The 23,288-nt window shown below is 58.3% G+C and carries 22 protein-coding genes; 18 read left to right on the top strand and 4 right to left on the bottom strand.

All coding sequences use genetic code 11. The annotated features are described in order from the left end of the window. Positions 1 to 48: 48 nt before the first annotated feature. From BAR1_RS15605 to BAR1_RS15580, 6 genes are all read left to right on the top strand, one after another. Positions 49 to 1,089, top strand: coding sequence for a TRAP transporter substrate-binding protein (locus BAR1_RS15605; protein WP_118943885.1), 1,041 nt, complete (start codon positions 49 to 51; stop codon positions 1,087 to 1,089). A 72-nt stretch (positions 1,090 to 1,161) separates the two neighbouring features. Next, positions 1,162 to 1,725 carry a TRAP transporter small permease subunit gene (locus tag BAR1_RS15600; protein WP_118943884.1) on the top strand — a complete coding sequence of 188 codons (564 nt, stop codon included), beginning with the start codon at positions 1,162 to 1,164 and terminating at the stop codon, positions 1,723 to 1,725. A 1-nt stretch (position 1,726) separates the two neighbouring features. Then, positions 1,727 to 3,196 (top strand): TRAP transporter large permease, encoded by a 1,470-nt coding sequence (locus BAR1_RS15595; RefSeq protein ID WP_118943883.1) that lies wholly within the window; start codon positions 1,727 to 1,729, stop codon positions 3,194 to 3,196. Between the two features lie 51 nt (positions 3,197 to 3,247). Then, positions 3,248 to 3,952, top strand: coding sequence for an ABC transporter permease (locus tag BAR1_RS15590; RefSeq protein ID WP_118943882.1), 705 nt, complete (start codon positions 3,248 to 3,250; stop codon positions 3,950 to 3,952). A gap of 147 nt (positions 3,953 to 4,099) precedes the next feature. Further along, on the top strand, positions 4,100 to 4,816 hold the full coding sequence (locus BAR1_RS15585; RefSeq protein ID WP_228408579.1) for an ATP-binding cassette domain-containing protein: 717 nt from the start codon (positions 4,100 to 4,102) through the stop codon (positions 4,814 to 4,816). A 47-nt stretch (positions 4,817 to 4,863) separates the two neighbouring features. Beyond that, a complete protein-coding gene (locus tag BAR1_RS15580; protein WP_228408870.1) occupies positions 4,864 to 5,622 on the top strand; it encodes a substrate-binding domain-containing protein in 759 nt (252 codons plus the stop codon). Positions 5,623 to 5,715: 93 nt separating this feature from the next. Here the strand turns inward: BAR1_RS15580 and BAR1_RS15575 are convergent, their stop codons facing one another. The 3 genes from BAR1_RS15575 to BAR1_RS15565 are packed head-to-tail and all read right to left on the bottom strand — an operon-like array spanning position 5,716 to position 8,002. Next, positions 5,716 to 6,195: a DUF6505 family protein gene (locus BAR1_RS15575; protein WP_118943880.1), complete on the bottom strand. Its 480-nt coding sequence runs from the start codon at positions 6,193 to 6,195 to the stop codon at positions 5,716 to 5,718. Then, on the bottom strand, positions 6,192 to 6,941 hold the full coding sequence (locus BAR1_RS15570) for a biotin/lipoate--protein ligase family protein (protein WP_118943879.1): 750 nt from the start codon (positions 6,939 to 6,941) through the stop codon (positions 6,192 to 6,194). Before BAR1_RS15570 ends, BAR1_RS15575 begins: the two co-directional genes overlap by 4 nt. Then, the gene (locus BAR1_RS15565; RefSeq protein WP_118943878.1) at positions 6,938 to 8,002 is read right to left on the bottom strand and encodes an Mrp/NBP35 family ATP-binding protein; all 1,065 of its coding nucleotides are present in this window, start codon (positions 8,000 to 8,002) and stop codon (positions 6,938 to 6,940) included. The genes BAR1_RS15570 and BAR1_RS15565 overlap by 4 nt, the downstream gene beginning before the upstream one ends. 61 nt (positions 8,003 to 8,063) lie before the next feature. Here BAR1_RS15565 and BAR1_RS15560 point away from each other — a divergent pair, with 61 nt between their 5' ends. Next, entirely contained in the window at positions 8,064 to 8,816 is a 753-nt protein-coding gene (locus BAR1_RS15560; protein ID WP_118943877.1) for a cytochrome c family protein, read from the top strand. On the opposite strand, the gene BAR1_RS15555 is transcribed toward BAR1_RS15560, so the two are convergent. Then, complete coding sequence (locus BAR1_RS15555) at positions 8,810 to 10,768, bottom strand: 4Fe-4S binding protein (protein WP_118943876.1); 1,959 nt, start codon at positions 10,766 to 10,768, stop codon at positions 8,810 to 8,812. The two genes, BAR1_RS15560 and BAR1_RS15555, sit on opposite strands and share 7 nt — an antisense overlap. Before the next feature lie 341 nt (positions 10,769 to 11,109). On the opposite strand from BAR1_RS15555, the gene BAR1_RS15550 reads away from it, so the two are divergent. The 11 genes from BAR1_RS15550 (at position 11,110) to BAR1_RS15500 (ending at position 23,282) form a co-directional block, all read left to right on the top strand. After that, entirely contained in the window at positions 11,110 to 11,682 is a 573-nt protein-coding gene (locus BAR1_RS15550) for a DUF3305 domain-containing protein (RefSeq protein ID WP_118944515.1), read from the top strand. 8 nt (positions 11,683 to 11,690) lie between these two features. Next, positions 11,691 to 12,254 carry a DUF3306 domain-containing protein gene (locus BAR1_RS15545; protein ID WP_118943875.1) on the top strand — a complete coding sequence of 188 codons (564 nt, stop codon included), beginning with the start codon at positions 11,691 to 11,693 and terminating at the stop codon, positions 12,252 to 12,254. 15 nt (positions 12,255 to 12,269) lie between these two features. Further along, complete coding sequence (locus BAR1_RS15540) at positions 12,270 to 12,881, top strand: TorD/DmsD family molecular chaperone (protein WP_118943874.1); 612 nt, start codon at positions 12,270 to 12,272, stop codon at positions 12,879 to 12,881. Between the two features lie 52 nt (positions 12,882 to 12,933). Then, complete coding sequence (locus BAR1_RS15535) at positions 12,934 to 13,128, top strand: twin-arginine translocation pathway signal protein (protein ID WP_118943873.1); 195 nt, start codon at positions 12,934 to 12,936, stop codon at positions 13,126 to 13,128. 103 nt (positions 13,129 to 13,231) lie between these two features. Further along, positions 13,232 to 16,126 (top strand): formate dehydrogenase subunit alpha, encoded by a 2,895-nt coding sequence (locus BAR1_RS15530; protein ID WP_118943872.1) that lies wholly within the window; start codon positions 13,232 to 13,234, stop codon positions 16,124 to 16,126. A gap of 14 nt (positions 16,127 to 16,140) precedes the next feature. Continuing rightward, entirely contained in the window at positions 16,141 to 16,734 is a 594-nt protein-coding gene (gene fdh3B, locus BAR1_RS15525) for a formate dehydrogenase FDH3 subunit beta (protein WP_118943871.1), read from the top strand. A 102-nt stretch (positions 16,735 to 16,836) separates the two neighbouring features. Then, positions 16,837 to 17,910: a formate dehydrogenase subunit gamma gene (locus BAR1_RS15520; RefSeq protein ID WP_118943870.1), complete on the top strand. Its 1,074-nt coding sequence runs from the start codon at positions 16,837 to 16,839 to the stop codon at positions 17,908 to 17,910. Continuing rightward, positions 17,907 to 18,548, top strand: a complete 642-nt coding sequence (locus BAR1_RS15515) for a hypothetical protein (protein WP_118943869.1) — start codon at positions 17,907 to 17,909, stop codon at positions 18,546 to 18,548. The genes BAR1_RS15520 and BAR1_RS15515 overlap by 4 nt, the downstream gene beginning before the upstream one ends. Continuing rightward, on the top strand, positions 18,545 to 19,834 hold the full coding sequence (locus tag BAR1_RS15510; protein ID WP_118943868.1) for a (Fe-S)-binding protein: 1,290 nt from the start codon (positions 18,545 to 18,547) through the stop codon (positions 19,832 to 19,834). Before BAR1_RS15515 ends, BAR1_RS15510 begins: the two co-directional genes overlap by 4 nt. Before the next feature lie 66 nt (positions 19,835 to 19,900). Then, complete coding sequence (locus tag BAR1_RS15505) at positions 19,901 to 21,277, top strand: sigma-54-dependent transcriptional regulator (protein ID WP_118943867.1); 1,377 nt, start codon at positions 19,901 to 19,903, stop codon at positions 21,275 to 21,277. Then, a complete protein-coding gene (locus BAR1_RS15500) occupies positions 21,270 to 23,282 on the top strand; it encodes a sensor histidine kinase (protein ID WP_118943866.1) in 2,013 nt (670 codons plus the stop codon). Before BAR1_RS15505 ends, BAR1_RS15500 begins: the two co-directional genes overlap by 8 nt. The last annotated feature ends 6 nt before the right edge of the window (positions 23,283 to 23,288 follow it).

Genomic DNA, 23,288 nt, shown 5'->3' with positions numbered 1-23,288 from the left:
TAACATCCGTCAACCGGTTCGGGTTGGCATTCATAGGGAGACTGAAACATGAAGAAACTAATTAATGCGACACTTGTAGGTGCGGCAATGACGCTGGCTACGGTCAGCGGTGCAAGCGCGAAAGATATTCGCCTGAAAATGGGCTCGACCTTTCCTTCGGGGCTGGTGCAACTGGGCACGTTGGGGAAGCAGCTGGAAACCAACATCAACGCGATGTCGGGCGGCAGCATCCAGATCAAAATGTTCGAACCCGGCGCGCTGGTGCCCGCACTGGAACTGTTTGATGCGATCAAATCCGGCGCGGTTGATTCCGGCTGGTCCGCCCCCGGTTACTGGCAGGGCAAGGAACCTGCTGTAACCCTGTTCACCACGGTTCCGTTCGGCCCTTCGGCGGGCGAATATCTGGGCTGGATGTATTACGGCGGCGGCGAGGAAATGATGCAGGAGATTTACGCGCGTCATAACATCCACGTCAACATCTGCGGCATCATCGCGCCCGAGGCTTCGGGCTGGTTTCGCGAGCCGATTGAATCCACCGCTGACCTGAAGGGTCTGAAAATGCGCTTCTTTGGTCTGGGGGCCAAGGTGATGCAAAAGCTGGGGGTCGATACACAGCTTCTGGCCGCTGCCGATATCTATCCGGCGCTGGAACGCGGCGCGATTGATGCGACCGAGTTTTCCATGCCAGCGATTGATTTGAAGCTGGGCTTCTACCAGATCGCCAAGCATTACTATTTCCCCGGCTGGCATCAACAGTCCACCTTCCTTGAATTCATGGTCGGCATGGACAAGTGGAACGCGATGGATGACCAGCAGCAGGCGATCATTGAAAATGCCTGTAAGGCAAATGTCGCGATGGGTCTGGCCGAAGGTGAAGCCATTCAGGCCAAAGCTTTGAAAGAACTGGTCGCCAACGGCGTTACCCTGCATCGCTGGTCCGATGATGATCTGGCCGTGTTCGAGGAAAAGTGGAACGAAGTCGCCGAAGAACAAGCCGCCGCGAATGAGGATTTCGCACGCGTCTGGGCTTCTCTTCAGGCTTATCGTGACGAGTACAAGCTTTGGGCCGAGTACGGGTACCTGAAGTAAAAGCCAAGACCGCGCGGCCCCGTCCCAAAGGCAGGGCCGCGCACCTTATTCAAGGCGAAGGGCAGATATATCATGCAGGCATTGTTGAAACTGAGTGCGGCGTTTGACGGGTTCCTGACCCTGATCGCCAGCATCTTCAAATGGGCGGGGCTGCTGCTGGTCATTACCGTCTGTTATGACGTTGGCACGCGCTATTTCGGCGTGCCCAAACCCTTTGGCCTGAATTCCACCATGGTGCAGGAGTCCGAATACTGGTTGCACTCGTATTTTTTCACAATGATGCTGGGCTATGCCCTGATCAAAGGCACCCATGTGCGCATTGACTTGCTGCGCGACCGGTTTTCCATACGGGGAAAATACTGGGTCGAAATCCTTGGTCTTGTGCTGTTCCTGCTGCCCTTTGTGGCCATCGCGGGATTTTATTCCGCTGCCTATACCTATGCTTCGTTTCTGGAGCACGAGGTTTCAAAATCCACCGTCGGCCTGCCCTATAGCTGGGCGTTGAAGGTGACCTTGCCCATCATGTTCGCCCTGATCGGTATTGCCGGTCTTTCGCAATTGATCAAAGCCGTTGCCGGTCTGCGCGGGCAACTTCCGCCGGATCAGGCCGCCGAAATGCTGGGCGAGGAGATATAACATGGGCCTCGAGGAAATTCTGCCGCTGGCCATGTTCGGCGCATTGGGATTGTTTTTGTTTTCCGGCTTTCCGGTGGCATTTGTTTTGGGCGGTGTCGGGCTGGCCTTTGCCATGCTGGCGATCTGGATTGACCCGTGGCTGTTTGACTGGCCGCAATTCGGCGCGATTCCGTCGCGCATCTACGGGGCCGTGTCCGAGAACCTGCTGTTAACGGCGGTTCCGATGTTCATCCTGATGGGCACGATGCTGGAACGATCCGGCATCGCCCGCGATTTGCTGAATTGCCTGCAAGTCTTGCTGCGCCGCATCCCCGGCGGGTTGGCGCTTGCAGTCACCCTGATGGGGACCATTCTGGCGGCCACGACAGGGATCATTGGCGCGTCGGTTGTGATGATGTCTCTTCTGGCACTGCCGGTGATGATTGAACAGGGCTATGACGCGCGCCTGTCCACCGGCACGATTGCCGCGTCGGGCACATTGGGCATCCTGATCCCGCCGTCCATCATGCTGGTGATCATGGCCGACCTGCTGGGCCGTTCGGTCGGCAACCTGTTTGTCGCTGCCGTATTCCCCGGCCTGTTGCTGGCCAGCCTGTACTTTGTCTACATCATCATCCGTTGCACGCTGAATCCGAAACTGGCCCCGCGACTGGATGCTGGCATCGGGCCGCAAACGTTGGGGCCGATCCTGATAATGGTGCTGCGGTCGTTCATTCCGCCGGTTTTGCTGATCATGGCCGTTTTGGGGTCGATCCTGATGGGCCTTGCCACCCCGACCGAAGCCGCCGGTGTTGGCGCAATGGGGGCGATCCTGCTGGGGTTGTTCAACCTTGTGGTCCTGCCCGCGCTGGGGGTCGAGCCGATGGAAATGTTCGTCACCGGTGAAAAGGTGCAGGACGAAGGCGTCAAAGGCAGCTTCTGGCAGAGCCTGAAGAATTTCTGGAAAGTGGTCTCCGAAGTGATGGAAAGCACCGCGCGCACCAACGCGATGATTTTCGGCCTGTTCGTCGGCGCCACGCTGTTTTCCTTTGTGTTCCGTTCGTTGGGCGGGGATGCGATTGTGGTGGAACTGGTTGAATCGCTTGGCCTTGGCTCGTGGGGCCTGTTGTTCATGCTGATGGGGATCGTGTTCGTTCTGGGCTTCTTCTTTGACTGGATCGAAATCACCCTGATCGTGCTGCCGGTTTTCGCCCCGATCATCGAGCAACTGGATTTCGGCGATCATGTGGCCAAGGTGGACACGGTTTACTGGTTCGCCATCCTGCTGGCGGTGAATCTGCAAACCTCGTTCCTGACCCCGCCGTTCGGTTTTGCGCTGTTCTATATGAAGGCAGTCGCGCCCAAGTCGATCAAGATCCAGCAAATCTATGCCGGGATTGTGCCCTTCGTGTTGTTGCAACTGTTCGGGCTGGGCATGGTCATGGCCTTTCCGGAAATTGCATTGTGGTTGCCAAGGGTATTGCTGGAATAGCTGTCAAAGCTGGGCTAGGGTTTGCGAAACCCAGTGAACGGATAGACAGAAATGAACGACATAGCACAAGGCACGATTGAGGCTTTCCGGCTGATATTCACGCTTGACCCCGACCTGCTGGAAATTGTCGGCCTGTCGCTGCGGGTAACGGTGACGGCGGTGCTGATTGCTTCCCTGATCGGCCTGCCGCTGGGGGCGTGGCTGGTGATCAACCGCTTTCGCTTTCGCCGCCAGACCATCGCGGTGCTGAATGCGCTGATGGGGCTGCCGCCGGTGGTGGTGGGGCTGTTCGTCTATATGATGCTGTCACGGTCCGGCCCGTTCGGGGTGTTCGGTCTGCTGTTCACGCCTACCGCGATGATTATCGCGCAGGTGATCATCATCACACCACTGATCGCCTCGATCTCGCATCAGACGATCCGCGATTTATGGGCGGATTACCACGATTTGCTGATCTCGCTGAACACGTCGCGATGGCAGCGCATTACGGCCCTGTTGTGGGACGGACGCCGCGCCCTGCTGACGGCAATGCTGGCCGGTTTTGGCCGCGCGATTGGCGAAGTCGGGGCGATAATGATCGTGGGCGGCAATATCGACCATTCCACACGGGTGTTGACCACCTCGATCGCGCTGGAAACCGGCAAGGGGAATTTTGCCTTTGCGATGGGGCTGGGGTTTGTGCTGATTGCGCTGGCGGTGACGATCAACTTGTTGATGCACAGCCTTTCACGCACCGAACGGGCCAGCGTCTGGTAAGGGTGGTCAATTTGTCCGGTCCGGGATTTTGGTGCGCCGTTGGAATAGTCAAAATGACAGCGCGGGCCATCGGGGTAAATTTTCCCTTGGCATCGCTTTAAAAACCGCGCAACCATAGCGGCAACAATCAACCAAGAGCGAACAAACGTGACACACTCCATCCTGCCCCTGACACTGGACGGCGCGATTGCCCGCGTGCGTGGCAAGACACTGGTCGGGCCGGTGGATTTGCAAATTGGCGCAACCGGGCTGACCATTGTGATGGGGCCGAACGGGTCGGGCAAAACCACCCTGCTGCGCCTGATGCACGGGTTGCAAAGGGTGTCTGCGGGCCGCGTTGACTGGGCTGTGCCGGACGGGGTTGCACGCGGGCGGCAGGCCTATGTGTTCCAGTCACCTATTATGATGCGCCGCAAGGTGGTCGATAACATCGCCTATCCGCTGGCCCTGCACGGGGTGCCGCGCCGGCAGGCCCGCAGCACCGCCGCCGAATGGGCCGCACGTTTCGGTCTGGGCGATGCGCTGGAACGCCCCGCGCCCTATCTGTCGGGCGGGGAAAAGCAGAAACTGGCGTTGGCCCGCGCCCTGATCCGCCAGCCGGAAATCCTGTTTCTGGACGAACCCTGTGCCAATCTGGATGGTCGGGCGATCCGCGAAATCGAAACCATCCTGCAACAGGCAAGGGCCGATGGCACCCGCATTGTTATGGCCACGCACGACATGGGGCAGGCCCGACGTCTGGCAACGGATGTGGTGTTTATGTATGGCGGCAAGGTGCATGAAACTGCGCCTGCACCTGCTTTTTTCAAACAGCCGGCCACGGCAGAAGCGCGCGCGTTTATCAACGGAGACATCGTAGAATGAACTGGAAAATCCCTTTTATCACCCTTTTTTCCCTGTTGCTGGCAACGATGACGCAGGCGGGCGAAATCAGGTTGGCGGTGACCACATCGTTCCAGAATTCCGGCCTGTCGGATGTTTTGCTGCCGCAGATCAAGAAAGACATCGGTCTGGATGTGCAACTGGTCGTGGTGGGCACGGGGCAGGCGCTGAAGCTGGGCGAGGCAGGGGATGTGGACGCCATTCTGGTCCATTCCCGCAAGGCGGAAGAAGCGTTTCTAAAGGCCGGTTTCGGCACGCACAGGCGCGAGATCATGTATAACGATTTCATCCTGATCGGTCCCTCGGCTGATCCGGCAAAAATTGCTGCGGCTGAAACTGCCGCCAGCGCCTTGCAGAAAATCGCTGCCACCAAAGCCCCCTTTGTCAGCCGTGGCGATGACAGCGGCACCCACAAAAAGGAATTGTCCCTGTGGCAGGCCGCCGGTCTGGACCCCGCCACCTTCGGCAGTTGGTATCGTGCGGCGGGGGCCGGTATGGGGGCCACGCTGAATGTGGCCAGCGGTATGGATGCCTATGTGATGGCGGATCGCGCCAGTTGGCTGAATTTCGGCAACAAGGGGGATCTGGAATTGTTGTTTGCGGGTGATCCGGTGTTGTTCAACCAATACGCCTTTATCCCCGTCAACCCGCAGCGCCATCCGCATGTGAAAACCGAACTGGTGGCACAGCTCGAGGATTGGCTGACCGGCGAAACAGCGGCCAAACTGATCAACGGGTACAAGATCAACGGCGAAACCCTGTTTACCTTTAACGCGACGAAACCCTGATGTCCTTCTTCTTGCTTTAAATACCTCCGCCGGAGGCGAGGGCTGGATTGCCTCCGGCGGGATATTTAAAGAACAAAGATGGTGGGCGAGGGGCTATTCCTCGGGGACGGAGTGGATGGCGAACTGGTCCAGCTCGGCCCCTTGTGGCTCGATTACGCGATAAGCCTCTTTGACGCCGCTTTCGGTCAGTTCACGCGCCACGGTCAGCAGGGTGTTGCTGTCGTGATCCCCGCACATGTCGGCCATGTGGTGCAGTTCCTCCAGCGCCACGGGGCGGGCCTGTTCCAGCGACGGGGCGCCGTAGATGGTGACAAAATGTTGCGCCAGCGTATCGGCCAGCGCGTCAAATTCCGATGGTTCGATCTGGGTGACGGCAACAAAGGTCACCCGCCCGAATGTTTCCAGCCCCAGCCAGCCGTTGGCAAAGGCCTGTCGCGCCTTGCCGGCCAGGTCGGCCTGGCCCCAGTTTGAAAACTCGAACCCGCCCGAAATGGCCCATTCGCCGGTGCGGGCGGGTTGGTGGAATATGTTGCGGTCACTTTCGTCAAAATGGATAGCGCGGGCAAGTTTCATGAGCTTCCTTCCAGACGCGATGACAGGGGGACAAGATGGGTGGTTTCGCCATCGCGGATCAGCATGCCGAAATCCTCGTCCACCCCCAGAAATGTGCCGGACAGGGTTTGGCCGTTGTGTTCGATGGTCACATCCTCGCCCATGCCATGCACCAGCCCGCGCCATTCGGCGTGCAGGGCCTGATTGCCCTCTTCCATCAGGCGGTTGATCCAGACCAGCGTGTGCCGCGCCCAACTTTCCAGCAGGCGGATCGGTGAAACATCGCCACAGCCCTCCAGATAGAGCGCGGTACTGTCAGGTTGGTTGCCCGGGTCGTCCTCGGAAGGGGGGATCAGGTCAACCATTAGCCCGATCACCAGCCAATCGGGTTCCGCTGCCGGATCATTGGTCGAGGCCGCCGCGCGCAGTCTGCCGGCCACGCCGCCGTTGACCCGCAGTTCTCCGGTCCATCCCAGATGCACCGCGACCTCGGGCGGGGCCAATGCGCCAAGGGCGTTCTGGAACCCCACCCCGCAGGTGCATAATACGGCCATGGCCTGTTCCAGCGGCACTTCGGGGGCGAATACGATGGCCGCGCGCAGGCGGTCGGCGCTGACGTTGTGCACCAGAACGCCTGAATCGCACCCCAGTGCGGCCAGCGCGCAGGCTTTGTCGAAGGGATCGGTCGCGCCCTCGACTTCCTGCCCCTGAAACAGTGGCGGGAAGGTGGCGGGTTGCGGGGCCTCGAAGGGGTTTTCCTCGGTCATGCGTGGCCCATGTCGATCAGTTTCTTCGCCAGATCACGAAAGGATTTGGCCTGCGGGGAATCGGGTTTTGATACCACGATCGGTGCCCCGCCATCGGCAGCAAGGCGAATATCCAGATGCAGCGGCAGTTCGGCCAGCAGGGGGACGCCCATCTTTTCGGCCTCGGCGGCAACGCCACCGTGGCCGAATGTGTGTTCCTCGAAGCCGCAGTTCGAACAGATATGGGTGGACATGTTTTCGATCATGCCGATGATCGGCGTGCCCAGTTTCTTGAACATATCGATCCCCTTACGGGCATCCAGCAGGGCCACATCCTGCGGGGTAGAGACGATGATCGCGCCGTCCAGTTCGGCCTTTTGCGCCAGTGTCATCTGCACATCACCCGTGCCCGGCGGCAGATCAACGATCAGCACATCCAGCGCGCCCCATTGCACCTGATTAAGCATCTGTTGCAATGCCCCCATCAGCAGCGGGCCACGCCAGATCACGGCCTCGTCCTCGCGGGTCATTAGGCCCATCGACATCATGGTCACACCGTGGTTGCGCAGCGGCAGGATGGTTTTGCCATCCGGCGAGGCAGGCCGCCCCGATATGCCCAGCATCCGCGGTTGCGAGGGACCAAAGACATCGGCATCCAGCAACCCCACCTTGCGCCCCTCGGCGGCCAGTGCGGCGGCCAGATTGGCAGAAACGGTGGATTTGCCGACGCCGCCCTTGCCCGAGGCAATCGCGATAATTCGGTCCACCCCCGGAATTTTCTGCGGCCCCTGTGGCTTGGGCGCGCCATGCGCCTTCAGGTCCGGCGGGGTGGCGTTGCTGTGGGCGGTCAGGGCGATTGTGACCTTTTCCACCCCGTCCAGCGCCTCGAGCGCGGCTTGTGCGTCGGCGCGGACGGCTTCCATCACGGTGTGCGCGGCGGGGGCGATCTCCATCACGAAACGCACGGTGCCATCCTCGACGGTCAGCGCCTTGACCAGTCCGGCGGTCACCATATCGCTGCCGCTTTTGGGGTCTTTGATCTGTTTCAGCGCGGCCAGAATATCTTCGCGTGTGGCACTCATGGGGGCTTTACCTTTATCTTGTGGATTGACGGGCGGAATGCCGGCCCTCTAGGTTCGGGGAATGGGTAGAATAACCAAAATACGCCGCCTCGCAATACTGCTGTTTGTCGCGCCAATGATGGCGCAGGGACAGGAGGACGGGGTAAGGTTGCGCATTGCCCCCGCGCTTGAGGAAAGCGGGCTGATGCAATTCCTGCGCCCGCGGTTTTCGCTGAAAACCGGTGTGCAGGTTCAGGTGGTTCCCGAGGGGGGAAACGTGGTGCTGGACGATCAGGCCAGCGGTGAAGCCAGGCCGGTTCTGGCGCGCGGGGATGTGGTTTACTATGTCTCGGTTGGCGAGGGTAAAGGGGCCGAACGGTTTGCCGACTGGTTGTTGTCGGATGTCGGCCAGCGGGCGATCGGGCAGTTCCGGCCACAGGCCGGCCAATCGTTTACCGGCGCGGCGGGGTTGGCAAAAGCGGTCGCCGAGGTCATGCCGGAAGGGGATATTGCACGCGGGGAAACTCTGTCGTACCAAAACTGTGGACGCTGCCATGTGATTGGCGAACGCAACCGGATGAAGGGCATCGGTTCGACCCCGTCCTTTGCATTGATGCGCGGTTTTCCGGATTGGCAACAGAGGTTCGGCGGGTTTTATACGCTGATTCCGCATCCGTCCTTTTCGCAGATTGTCGATGTGACCGACCCGTTCGATCCGTCCCGCCCGCCGGTGATCAATCCGCTGGAACTGACCCTCAAGGAACTGGACGACATCCTCGCCTTTGTGGCGACGATCAAACCGGCCGATCTGGGGGCGCCGTTGCAAACTCAGTGATCCTTGCGCTTGCTGAAGTAGTCTTCGGTGGTCACCACACGGGGGCGTTCGCCACCCTGAAACGGGCTGTTTTCGGTATGGTACTGGGCCTCGATCCGGCAATTATCGCACATCTGGATCAGTTTGCCGGCAGCCGTTGTGGCAAACATCGGGTGTTTGCCCGCCAGCTTTTCCATAACTTTTTCGATGGTGGATTTTACGCCAAAGGGTTTACCGCAGGATATACATTCGAACGGGTCTTCCTCGTGTATCACAGTTTGGGTAAAGGCCTGATCCGACAGGTTGAATTGCGGGTTCAGGGTGATGGCCTTTTCCGGGCAGACACGGGTGCACAGCCCGCATTGCAGACAGGCATCTTCCTGAAACCGCAACTGCGGTTTGTCGGGGTTGTCGCCCAGGGCGCCGGTCGGACATTGCGAGACACAGGACAGGCACAGGGTGCAGGCGTCGGTATCCACCACGACCGCCCCGTAAGGCGCGTGTTCAGGCAGCGGGATGGGGGCATCCGTGTCGGGTTGCAAGGCGGCGGCAGACAGGCGGGCGATCTGGCGGCGGCTGCCCAGCGGCAGGATCGGGGCGTCCACCAGCGGCGCGGGGGCCGTGCCATAGAGAGCCTCGGACAGCGCATCGGGATCGGCCAGATCAAGCAGGGTGATGCGCGGCTCGCCTGCAATGGCCAAGGCCAGCGCCTGTTCGCGGATCAGGGTTTCGGGGTCGGTTTTCGGGGTCATCAGGATGCTGATTTCACTGAATCCGCAGGCCAGTGCCGCCAGCATTTCCGCATGGCCGAAGCCGGACAGGGCGGCGACCTCGAGCGGGATCACATCGGCGGGCAGACCGCGACCGAAACGGGCGGCAAGGCTGATCATTTCGCCACCGTATTCGCCATCATGCACCAGCAGGCGCGGGGATTTTCCACCGGCGTTGCGATAGGCATCGGCAAGGGTTTGCAGCCGTTTGAAGGCAAGATCCGTGGGCGGCGCGTCATAGGTCAAAGCGCCCGAGGGGCACAGCGCGACGCAGGATCCGCAACCACCGCAAATCGCCGGATCAACGGTGACATGTTCGCCATCAGGGAAAATCGCGCCGGTCGGGCAGATGTCCAGACATTTGGAACAGCCGGTGATTTCGGCGCGGGAATGGGCGCAGAGGTGGCTTTCGGTTTTCAGGTAGAACGGTTTTTCAAAGGTGCCGACCATCTGGCTGGCCTCGAACACCGCCTTTGCCACGGCGGCGGGGTTGCGCGGATCAGCGCGCAGGTAGCCATCGCGTTTGTTCGGGGCGGGAAACAGCGGGGTGCCGCCGCGCAGGTCAAGGATGATGTCGCATTCGGTTTCGGCGCCGTCACGGGGTGGTGTCATTTGGAACGGGCCGCGTCCGGTCGGGTCCAGCTGTTGCAGGGCGTCGATTTTCAGATGGAAATTTCCCAGCGTGCCGGTGGCTGTTTTCAGGTGTCCTGTGACCAGATCGAACCGCCGGTCAAGGGGGGTATCCTCTACCCCCTCCAGTAGTATTGTGATGGCCAGAATGTCGGCCAGCTGTTCGGCTGCCGGCAGGGTTGTTTCAGCCGGCCCAAGGATCAGGCAGCGCCCTTCGGACGTAATATCGAACAGTTTTTCCGCCGGTTTTTCCAACAGGGAATCCGCAATCAGCGCGGCCATTTTCGGGGTGGATTTCGGGGCCTCGTCCGACCATCCGGCGCGGTCTCGGATATCGATAAAGGCAGGCATTTCGGCCTGAATTTCGTTGGCCAGCTCCTCGAATATGGCGCGTTCCTGAAGGCAGGCAATTGTCGCGCCTCCCTTGGCTATTTCTTTGGCTGCATCACCGATTTGTGTGGTGCATAGGGCCGTATAGACGCGAGAACAGGACAGACCACACGCTCCCCCCAATGCCTTGGCATCTATTGGCTGGCTTCCGGAACAATCACATAAAATCAGTCTATTAGCCATGTTTTCCTCTTGATTACCCCGATTGTACGGGGCGATTCCCTTGTCCACATATTCACCAATTCGCCGCGCCGTAAAGCAATTTCGAATCATTTCTGATCATAGGTGATTCGGTTTTATGGCGCTGCGAATCCCAAGCGAAAGACTAAGGTTTTTGGCGGGTGGACTTTATGTCCCGCGTTGGTGTGCGCGTACGGTGTATCGGGACGAATTGTCCAGTTTTGCCATGCTGCTAATCATCATTGTGCGAATTCTGAAATTTTCCTTTGATCAAGTGGAAAAATCCTCGCAAGCTGAAAGACAGGTCGAGGTGTGCGCAAATGACAGGTCCGGCCAAGGGAGAAATGCTTTTGACGCAGAACGCTACAGCCAGCCTACCGCTTGGGATTGTGCTCCGGAAATCTCCGGGTGTGACGCGCTGGGCGAAATGGGTCTGGAAGGCCGTGGCGGTGCTGCCCGGTGCCGCACAGGAAAACTGGAAAGAAATGCGTCGCGAAGGTGAAGTAGTCGAATACCATGCGGCCACCGTTGATCTGGAATTATACCGCACCGACACCGAGGCCTATCTGGCCGGTTTGTCCACCAACCCGCCCACGATTTATGTTGTGATGCGCGAGGCGACCGATCCGGCCGCGCCGCAGGACATCGAGGTTCTGTTGGCCACCGCATCACCCTACGACGCGCAGGACTATTCCGATGCGGGCGAGGAAATCATCGAACGGGTGCCGATGCCGGACGGGTTGATTGCATGGATTCATGATTTTGTGCAGCAACACCACGAAGAAGAAGTGTTCGTCAAACGCAAGCGTGACAAGCAGCGGATTGATCTGGTGCAGGACGGAATTGGTGATGCCCGCATTCATCAGACAACCGATGTTTACCGCGCGCCGGTCCGCAAGGCGAGGGTCGTAAATTGAGTGCGCCCATGGACAGATGGTCGCGGCGGCGTGCCGCGGTTCAGGCCGAGGCCGACGCCGAAGCGCGGGCGCGGGAGCAGGCGGTTATTACCGCGCGTCAGGCCGAACTGGCCGAAAAGACCGATGCCAAAATTCTGGCCGAACTGGATTTGCCCGATCCCGAAACATTGCAGCCGGGCGATGATTTCTCCGGCTTTATGCAGGCTGCGGTGCCCGAGCGGATACGCAAGCTGGCGCTGCGCAAGCTGTGGCTCAGCAATCCGGTGTTGGCCAATGTCGACAATCTGGTCGATTACGGCGAGGACTTCACCAAGGAGGGTGCCTTGGGTGTTGCCGTCAAAACCGCCTATCAGGTCGGCAAGGGCATTATCAATAAAGTCGAGGAAATCGCAGCGCCAGAGGACGTGGCTGATGTGGTAACCGAGGAGCCCCAGGCCCTGACCGAAGAGATTGTGGAGGAAGAACCTGAAACGGTTCTGGCCGAAGAAACCCCCGTTGAAACACAGACAGAACAACACGATGAACCGGATTTTGCCGTCAAGCGCAGAATGCGGTTTCAGTTTGCCAGCTAGGCAGGAAGCCAAAGGATGACGACAGCCACTATGACAACGCCCGATATTGCCCAGGAAGACAAGCTGCGCGCCGATTTCTATGATTTTCTGGCGGCGCTACTGGCGCGCCCACCCTCAAAGGACCTGTTGCAAAAAACGGCGAACCTGACGGGGGATGACAGCGAATTGGGCAAGGCGATCCAGTCGATGGCGCGGGTCGCGGCAGTGACAAAAGAACGCGCGGCCGAAAGCGAATTCAACGCGCTGTTTATCGGGATGGGACGCGGCGAACTGCTGCCGTATGCCAGTTTCTATCTGACCGGGTTTCTGAATGAGAAACCGCTGGCGGCATTGCGCAAGGACATGGCGGCACTGCGCATCGCGCGCGCTTCCAATGTGTTCGAGCCGGAAGACAACATTGCCAGCCTGTTTGAAATGATGGCCGGCATGATCACGGGCCGCTTTGGCGATCCTGTGCCGCTGGACCGGCAAACCGCCTATTTCAACAAGCATATCGCCCCCTGGGCCACGCATTTCTTTACCGATCTGGAAGGGGCCAAGAATTCGGTCTTTTACGCATCGGTCGGCGCGGCCGGTAAGGCGTTTATGGAGATTGAGCGCGAAGCATTTCGCATGAACGCGGGTTAGGCCCGCAACAACCGCCCGCAACACGCGGGCATAAAGGAAGGGAGGAAAGCTGATGGGCAAGAAAACAGAAGTCGACGCAAAAAGTCGCCGGAATTTTCTGAAAATGGCTTCGGTTTCCGCACCGGCAGCCGTGGCTGCTGTGTCATTGTCAGGCACGACAGCACAGGCCGCCGTGCAGGAAGATAAAGGCAGTGGATTGCGCGATACAGCGCATACACGGGCCTATTTTGAAAGTGCGAAGTTCTAGCGCTTGAATTGTCGAGGGGACCAACGGTTGCGAGACGCCCAGCGGTTCTATTTTACGAAACCCCGCAAAGCCGGTTCTGCCGGTTTCAGCAAGGGAGAAATACATGCTTAGGAAAAAAACCAACGGGATTGCGAGACGCTCCCAAGGGTCCAGCCTCCTATCCAACATTGCCGGGAAATCGGTAGACCGACGCAGCTTCTTGCGTGGCTCGGGGCTTGCCATTGGTGGCCTTGCAGCGATTGGCGCAACAGGCGGCACGGTTACACAGGCCTCTGCCCAAGAGGCGATGGATGGTGCCATCAAAACAGTTAAATCCATTTGCACCCACTGTTCGGTTGGCTGCACAGTGATTGCCGAAGTCGACAACGGCGTTTGGGTCGGGCAGGAACCCGGCTGGGACAGCCCGTTCAATCTGGGCGCTCATTGTGCCAAAGGTGCTGCGGTTCGCGAACATGCCCACGGCGAACGCCGCCTGAAATACCCGATGAAAAAAGAGGGTGGCGAATGGAAACGCATCAGCTGGGAACAGGCGATCAACGAGATCGGCGACGGTTTGATGAAAATCCGCGAGGAAAGCGGGCCTGATTCAGTCTATTGGCTGGGATCGGCGAAACATTCCAACGAACAGGCCTATCTGTTCCGCAAGTTTGCCGCCTATTGGGGCACGAACAACGTGGACCATCAGGCACGTATCTGTCACTCGACCACGGTTGCCGGTGTAGCCAACACATGGGGCTACGGCGCCATGACCAACAGCTACAACGACATTCATAACTCCAAGGCGATCCTTGTGATCGGTGGCAACCCCGCCGAGGCGCACCCGGTTTCCCTGTTGCACCTTATGAAAGCCAAAGAGCAGAACAACGCACCGCTGATCGTTTGCGATCCGCGCTTTACCCGCACCGCCGCGCATGCCGACGAATTTGTCCGCATCCGCCCGGGTTCGGACGTGGCGCTGGTCTGGGGTATCCTGTGGCACATCTTTGAAAACAGCTGGGAAGACAAGGAATTCATCCGCACCCGCGTTTACGGCATGGATGAAATCCGCAAAGAGGTGAAAAACTGGACGCCGGACGAAGTTGAACGCGTTACAGGCGTTCCCGGATCCCAGTTGGAGCGGGTTGCCCGCACGTTGGCCAACAACCGCCCCGGCACCCTGATCTGGTGCATGGGTGGCACCCAGCACACCAACGGCAACAACAACACCCGCGCCTATTGCATCCTGCAACTGGCCCTTGGCAACATGGGCACCAGCGGCGGCGGCACCAACATTTTCCGCGGCCACGACAATGTTCAGGGCGCAACGGATATGTGCGTGCTGTCCCACACTCTGCCCGGTTACTATGGCCTGTCCGCAGGCGCATGGGCGCACTGGTCGCGCGTATGGGGCGAAGACCTTGACTGGATGAAGTCCCGTTTCGACAGCATCAAAGGCGCTGACGGCAAGGACAAATCCCTGATGAACCTGAAGGGTATTCCGGTCAGCCGCTGGATTGACGGTGTTCTGGAAGACAAGGACAACATCGACCAGCCCAACAATGTGCGCGGTATGATCCTGTGGGGCCATGCGCCAAACAGCCAGACCCGTGGCAAAGAAATGAAAACCGCGATGGAGAAGCTGGATATGCTGGTCGTTGTTGACCCCTATCCAACGGTTTCAGCCGTGCTTCATGACCGCACCGACGGTGTTTACCTGCTGCCCGCTTCGACCCAGTTCGAAACGCGCGGTTCGGTGACGGCATCCAACCGGTCATTCCAGTGGCGTGACAAAGTGATCGAGCCGGTGTTTGAATCACTGCCGGATCACATCATCATGGCCAAGTTTGCCAAGAAATTCGGCTGGGCCGACAGGTTCTTCCGCAACATTTCGATGGATGCCGAGGACGAGCCGAACATCGAGGACATCACCCGCGAAATCAACAGCGGGACATGGACCATCGGTTATACCGGCTGTTCGCCCGAGCGGATCAAAAGCCATATGGCCAACCAGCACACGTTCGACCGCACCACGCTTCAGGCCGTTGGTGGCCCGAACGACGGTGAATACTACGGTCTGCCTTGGCCGTGTTGGGGCACCCCCGAAATGGGTCACCCCGGCACACCAAACCTTTATGACATGTCCAAGCCTGTCTCCAAAGGTGGCCTGACCTTCCGCGCCCGTTTCGGTGTGGAACGTGACGGGGTGAACCTGTTGGCCGAAGGTGTCTATTCGCAAGGGTCCGAAATTCAGGACGGTTATCCCGAATTCACAATGCAGATGCTGATGGATCTGGGTTGGGACAAAGACCTGACGGATGAGGAACGTGCCGCTATCGACGCTGTGGCCGGACCGAAAACCAACTGGAAGACCGACCTGTCGGGCGGCATCCAGCGGGTTGCGATCATGCATGAATGTGCGCCGTTCGGCAACGCCAAGGCACGCGCCGTGGTCTGGACTTTCCCCGACCCTGTGCCGATCCACCGCGAGCCGCTTTATACATCGCGGCGTGATCTGGTAGCGGATTATCCGACCTATGCGGATAAACAGGCCTATCGTTTGCCAACGCTGTATGAATCGATCCAGAAAAAGGACTTCAGCAAGGACTATCCGCTGATCCTGACTTCGGGCCGTCTGGTCGAATACGAGGGTGGCGGCGACGAAAGCCGTTCCAACCCGTGGCTGGCCGAGCTTCAGCAGGAAATGTTTGTCGAGATCAATACCCGTGATGCCAACAATCTGGGTATTCGTGATGGCCAACAGGTCTGGCTTGAAGGGGCCGAAGGCGCCAAGGTCAAAGTGGCCGCGATGGTAACCCAACGGGTCGGCGAAGGCGTTGTCTTTATGCCGTTCCACTTTGGTGGCCAGTTCGAAGGCAAGGACCTGCGGGACAAATACCCCGAAGGTGCCGACCCTTATGTATTGGGCGAAAGCGCCAATACGGCCATGACATATGGCTATGATTCCGTCACCCAAATGCAAGAGACCAAGGCGTCCCTTTGCAAAATCACTGTAGCGTAAAGGAGAATTGAGAAATGGCACGAGTTAAATTTCTCTGTGATGCGGAGCGCTGCATTGAATGCAACGGCTGCGTAACTGCCTGCAAGAACGAGCACGAGGTGCCTTGGGGCATCAACCGTCGCCGGGTTGTGACCATCAATGATGGCACACCGGGTGAACGCTCGATCTCGATGGCCTGTATGCATTGTTCGGATGCGCCCTGTATGGCCGTTTGCCCGACCGACTGTTTCTATCAGACAGCCGACGGCATTGTGCTGCACAACAAGGATCTATGCATCGGTTGTGGCTATTGCTTCTTTGCGTGTCCGTTTGGTGCGCCGCAATATCCACAGGCCGGCAACTATGGTTCGCGCGGCAAGATGGACAAATGCACCTTCTGCGCTGGTGGCCCGGAAGAGGACAACAGTCAGGCCGAGTTCCAGAAATACGGTCGCAACCGTATTGCGGAAGGCAAACTGCCGATCTGCGCCGAGATGTGCGCAACCAAGGCCCTGCTGGCAGGTGACGGGGACGTTGTGTCCGGCATCTACCGCGAACGGGTCGTGGCACGCGGCTTTGGCTCCGGCGCCTGGGGCTGGGGCACTGCCTATAACCAAAAGGGCGGCTGATCCTTTGATCTGAAAACAACGTGGCGCGCGCGTTTGCCGCGCGCCACTGCCCCGCGACGCGAAGGTTTCGCGCGCGTAGCCTTGTCAGAAAGGTCAATAGCTTTGCAAGATACACTATTCAAACCCGCCCGCATATCGGTTGGTAAGCTTGTCGCAGGGTTCGCCCTGCTGCTTGTGATCCTGATGCTGTTTGGGGTGTCCCAGACATATGCACAAAGTGTCCGTGCGCCCGGGAATGCGGTAAATCTGGATGACGGGATAGAAGAAGGCCCGTCGAATGCGTTGGGTGAAGATTCCCAATCCGATTTCTGGCGCAATTTTCGCGGGGGTGATCCGAACGATATCAAACAGATGATTTCCGCCCTGCCTGAAGGGGCTGTAATGACCACCACCGGGGAACACTGGCGGTTGATCCGTGAAAACTATATCCGCAAATATGCCGGTTGGTTCCCGCTGGGGGTGATCGGCATTCTGCTGTTATACCACCTGATCAAGGGCAAAATGCGCATCCCCGGGGGGTATTCAGACAACACCCTGACGCGGTTCAACATCAACCAGCGGGTTGCGCATTGGTTCATGGCTGGCGTGTTTATCATTCTGGGGATCACCGGCTTGATTATCCTGCTGGGCCGTCCGCTGATCGCGCCCTATCTGGGAAAAGAAGTAAATTCGATCCTGACCAGTGCGTCGATGCAAGGGCACAACCTGTTTGGCCCACTGTTTATTCTGGCGCTTCTGTGGATGTTCTTCAAATTCGTGCGCGGCAATTTTTTCCAAATTGTCGATCTGAAATGGATCTTCAAAATGGGCGGATTTTTCGGCGGCCACGTCAGTTCCTCGCAGTTCAATTTTGGGGAAAAGACATGGTTCTGGATCGTTATCCTTGTCGGTATCGTGATGAGCGTGACTGGCATCCTGTTGCTGTTCCCGTGGCTGGTGGATGATCTGCGCTGGTTGCAACTGTCGACCATCCTGCATGCTGGCGGGGCGATCCTGCTGATTTCGGTTCTGTTTGGACACATCTATGTCGGCACTGTCGGGATGGAGGGGTCTCTTGATTCAATGCTGAAGGGCCAAGTGGACGAAAACTGGGCCAAGGCGCACCATGACCTGTGGTACGAAGAGGTGACTGGAAAATCCGCAACCGAGTCTACCGACAAGGAGGGCACATCATGACGTTCCTGCAATTTGTCGAGGGTCCGCTGTTTTATTTTTCCGCCGCTGTTTTTGTGCTGGCCGCTGCATGGCGCGTTTTCGGTCTGATCCGTATGGGGCGCAAGCGTGATATTTCCCCGCCCAAAGGGTCGGCGGCAGCCGGTTTCGTCAAAGGAAACCTGCGCCATTTCATACCGCGCGGCATGTTTGCGCGGCGCACTTGGATCCATATCATCGGTGGTTATTCCTTCCATATAGGCCTGTTTGTGCTGTTTTTCTTTGGCGCGTTCCATATTGATTTCATCAAACAATATCTGGGTATTTCGTGGACACCGCTGCCACGCTGGGGCTTTATCCTTGTGTCGGAAATTGCCTTTGCGGGTTTGATTGTGCTGTGGGTACGCCGGATTTCGGACCCTGTAATGCGGTTGATTTCCGATTGGGATGACCATATCGGCACATGGCTGACGTTCCTTGTCATGCTGACCGGCTGTCTGGCGCTGCAACAAAGCCACGACGTGCTGCGCGGCATCCATATGCTGTTCGTCGATATCTGGCTGATCTACTTCCCGTTCAGCCGATTGATGCACGCCTTCACCTTTGTTCTGTCGCGCGGCCACACCGGCGCGACCTATGGCCGGAAGGGGATGAACCCATGAGCAGTGATAACAAAGCCCAAATCGCCGTTGATAAATTCCTGCAATTTACCGATGGCGAGGTCGCCTCGTTTTTCGAGGCCTGCGTGCATTGCGGCGAATGTGCCGAGGCGTGCCATTTCTACATGGCCACCAAGGATCCGAAATACACACCCACCTACAAATTGTTCCCGATGGTCAAGGCCTACAAACGGGAAAAAGCGCCGCTGCACAGCATTCGCAAGATGTTCGGCCTGCTGCCCCCGGCCGTAACCGAGGACGAGCTGCGCGAATGGGAAACGCTGGTTTACGACAGCTGCACCATGTGTGGGCGTTGCACCATGGTTTGCCCGATGGGCATCGACATCGCCGGCACCATCCGCAAGATGCGCGAAGGCTATGCGGCAGCGGATATCGTGCCGGACGGGTTGAAACGATCGGTGGATTTTGTAGAGAAAACCGGCAGCCCGATGGGCGTGACCCCCAAGGCCCTGCTGGCGCAGATTGCCCACCAGGAAAAGGAAACCGGTATCAAGATCGAGGTCGACAAACAGGGGGCCGATTACATGGCGATCCTGTCGTCGATGGAGATTATGGGCTTTCCCGAAATCATCGGCGCCTATGCGAAAATTTTCAAAAAGGCCGGTATCAGCTGGACCATTTCCACCAAGGCCTACGAGGCAACCAACGTCGGTGTCCAGATCGGTTCCGGCCCCTTGGCCAAGGAAATCGTTACCCGCGTCGTAGATGCCGCCGAGGAGTTGGGCGTGAAATATGTGATCAGCCCCGAATGTGGCCACGCCTATGGTGCAATCCGTTGGGCAGGGCCGAATATGGTTGGCCGTCCGTTCAAATTCGAGGTGGTGCACATTATCGAACTGCTGGACCAGTTGCGCCGTGACGGCAAGATACCGGCAGGGGCCAAGGACGGGCGCAAGATGACGCTGCATGATCCCTGCCAGATTATCCGACGTGGCGGGTTGCTGAAAGAGCCGCGCTCGCTGCTGGATGATTCATGTTCCGATTTTGTCGAGATGGAAAATGCCGGCCTTGGCAACCTGTGTTGCGGTGGCGGTGGCGGTGTTTCGGCCAACCCGCGTGCAGCCGATTTGCAGAATGCGGCCTTCGGGTGCAAGGCGGACCAGTTGAACGCGATTGACGGGTTGGAAGCCGTGGTCGTGCCCTGTGCCAACTGTCGCACTGTGTTCGAGGAAGGTCTGGAAGAACGCGACATGGATCACCTCGAAGTGCTGGGGCTGGGCGAACTGGTTGCCGAAACCTTGAAGGATATAGAGCAAGCAGAAGGTTGATAATTGAGGCCCGATAGCGCAGGTTAGACGGATCATGATCAACCGGATTACAGACATAGGGTGCCGATGAATAAACCCGACACCCCCCCGACCAATACTTCGCCCGAATTCGGCGTTGGGCTTGAGCTGTGCTCAATCCTTGTGGTGGATGACGAGCCGGGAATGCGCAATTTTCTGACCAAAATTCTGGGGCCGCGGTGTAAGCGGGTCGAACAGGCTGCCGATGTGGAAGAAGCCTCAAAACTGCTGGACAACAACCACTATGACATTGTTATCCTTGATAATATCCTGCCGGGGAAATCCGGCCTTGAATGGCTGCGGGAACAGCGTCAGGTCGGGTTTTTCGCCGATGCAATCCTGATCACCGCCTTTGCCGATCTGGAAACCGCCATTCAGGCGCTGCGGGCGGGTGCGGTGGATTTCGTGCTGAAACCGTTCCGCTCGAACCAGATACTGAACGCGGTGGCCCGCAGCATGGACCGGCTGCACCTGCAACGCGAGAACTACCTGCTGAAATATGAATTGTCGGCAGATGCCACGGCAGGGCGGGGGCGGTTGCTGGGAAATTCAAAAGAAATTGTCGATATCCGCGAAACCCTGCAACGGGTGGCGCCGCTGCCGACGCCGGTGCTGTTTACCGGCGATACCGGCACCGGCAAGGAAATCGCTGCCCGCACCCTGCACGCCATGTCGGACCGCGCCGACAAACCCTTTGTGCCGGTCAACTGCGCGTCGTTTTCACCCGAGGTGATCGCGAATGAACTGTTTGGCAATGTGCAGAATGATCCGTCACAAGCCCACGGACGGCAGGATGGCCTTTTGCTTTACGCCAGCGGCGGGACATTGTTCTTTGATGAAATCGCGGAAATGCCGCTGTCGTTGCAGGCCACCCTGCTGCGGGTAATCGAGGAAATGCGCATCCGCCCCTTTGGATCACAACGCGAGGTTCCGCTGAACCTTCGCTTCATATTTGCCACCAATGCCGACCTTCCGGCGGCTGTTGAACAGGGTAAATTCCGCGAGGATCTGTATCACCGGATCAACGTGCTGAATGTTCGCATGCCCACCTTGCGGGAACGCATCAGTGACTTGCCGGAACTGGCGGCGATGTTCATGAAAAAGCTGTCGCATGAATTGCGCGTGCCGCCGCTGCCGCTGACCGAACAGGTGCTGTTGAAGCTGTCCTGCTATGACTGGCCCGGTAATGTGCGTGAATTGCGCAATCTGATTGAACGCTCGCTTATCCTTGGGGAATTCCCGCAGGAATTTTCCTGTGGTGACGAGGACGACACCGATGCCGCGCCGGATTCCCTGCAAGCAGTCGAGCGCCGCCATATCCTGACGGTTCTGGACGCCTGTGGTGGCAACCGCGCCGAGGCCGCGCGGCGGTTGGGTGTGTCACGCAAAACCATCGACCGCAAATGCGCGATGTGGGATGTCTAGGTCTCTGCACAGCCGGATAAAATGGTTTCGCTCGGTCCGCGCCCGCCTGCTGGCGATTGCGTTGTTGCCCATGCTGGTGGTGATGCCGCTGTTTTTATGGGTGGTCGGGGTGAACTGGATAAACCGGTTTGACAATCTTCTGATTGCCAAAGTGAATGGCGATCTGACCATTGCCCATCAGTATTTCCAAGGTATTCTGGAACGCAGCGGAGAGCGGGTGAAGGCATTGGGTGACTCGGCCGAATTTGCGCGTGTGATACAGGATAACGATGACGCTGGGCTTGCCGCTTATCTGGAGGCCGAACGTGCAAATCTGGGGCTGGATTTTCTGTATTTCGTGGCAAAGGATGGCCAGATCATTTCTGCCCCGCCCTTTGCCGGTAATCTGGATGCAATGAAATGGCCAGTCGTTGTGCAGGCTATTGAAGGTCATGATGCGACCGAAATCGATATTTTTCAGGCTGGTGATCTGGCCGCAATTTCACCCGCGCTGGCGCAAAAAGCAGTGATAAAACTGGTTCCAACCCAAGCTGCTGTGCCAACCGACAGACAGGCAGAAACCCGGGGTATGGTGGTTCACACGGCCTCGGCGGTTCAGGCTGGTACCCCTGCCGCGCTGGTCGGTGGGCTGCTGTTGAACCGCAACCTGTCCTTTATCGATACCATCAATGATCTGGTTTACCCCGCCGCCAGCCTGACCGAAGGCAGCCATGGCACCGCCACCCTGTTTCTGGAAGACGTCCGCGTCAGCACCAATGTACGTCTGTTTGAAAACGTTCGTGCGCTGGGCACGCGCGTATCGGCCATCGTGCGCTCGACCGTGCTGGATGGTGGCAAGGTTTGGCTGGATCGGGCGTTCGTGGTCAATGACTGGTACATCTCGGCCTATGAACCGATCGTGGATAGCTTCGGTAAACGGGTCGGGATGCTGTATGTCGGGTTTCTGGACACCCCGTTTCAGGCAGCCAAGCAGCGGACCTTGAAAACGATACTGGGCGGTTTTCTGGCCGTGGTTCTACTGTCTGTGCCGATCTTCCTGCGCTGGGCGGGCGGGATTATCAAACCGCTGGAACGTATGGTGGCCACTATCAGCAAAGTCGAAGGTGGCGATATGGGTGCGCGCACCGGCCTTCCTGCAGGTCAGGATGAGGTGGGGCGTGTGGCGGGGCATCTGGACCACCTGCTGGAGCAGTTGCAGGAGCGCGACCAAAAGCTGCGCGACTGGGCCGACGAACTGAACAAACGCGTGGCCGAACGCACACGCGAATTAAGCGAAGCGAACCAGCGGCTGGAGGCCACGACCAAGCAATTGCTGGTGGCTGAAAAACTGGCAGCAATAGGCGAAATCACCGCCGGCATCGCCCACGAGATCAACAACCCGATTGCGGTGATACAGGGCAATCTGGATGTGATCCGGCAAGAGGTGGGGGATGATACAGGGCTGGATACCGAATTCGGCCTGATTTACGAACAGGTCCACAGTGTGAATGTTCTGGTCAGCAAGTTGCTGCAATTTGCCCGCCCCGAGGAATACGCGGGGTTGGTTGAACATCATGTGCCGGACGAGGTGATCAATGACAGTATCCCGCTGGTGCAACATTTGCTGGGTAAGGGGAATATCACGCTGGTGCTGGATCTGAACGCCGACCGCCCCGTTGCGATGAACCGCACGGAATTGCAACAGGTTCTGATCAACCTGATCGTGAATGCCATCCATGCCATGCCGGATGGCGGCACGCTGACCCTGCGGTCGGCCAACAAAGACAGGGACGGGGTGCAGGGTGTCGAGATCGAGGTATCGGATACCGGTGTCGGTATGCCCCCCGAGGTGCTGGAATCTGTGTTTGATCCGTTCTTTACCACCAAACAGGCCGAAGGCACGGGGCTGGGTCTGTCGATCAGTCAAAAGCTGGTCTCGCGTAGTGGCGGCAAGATTGGGGCGCAGAGCAAGGAAGGGGAAGGGGCCAGCTTTACTGTCTGGATTCCGGCGGCGCAATTTGAATAACCGGAT

The sequence above is a fragment of the Profundibacter amoris genome (assembly GCF_003544895.1).
Classification (GTDB): Bacteria; Pseudomonadota; Alphaproteobacteria; order Rhodobacterales; family Rhodobacteraceae; genus Profundibacter; species Profundibacter amoris.
Note: the sequence above shows the minus strand (reverse complement) of the source record. Positions and strands in the feature narration are given on the sequence as shown.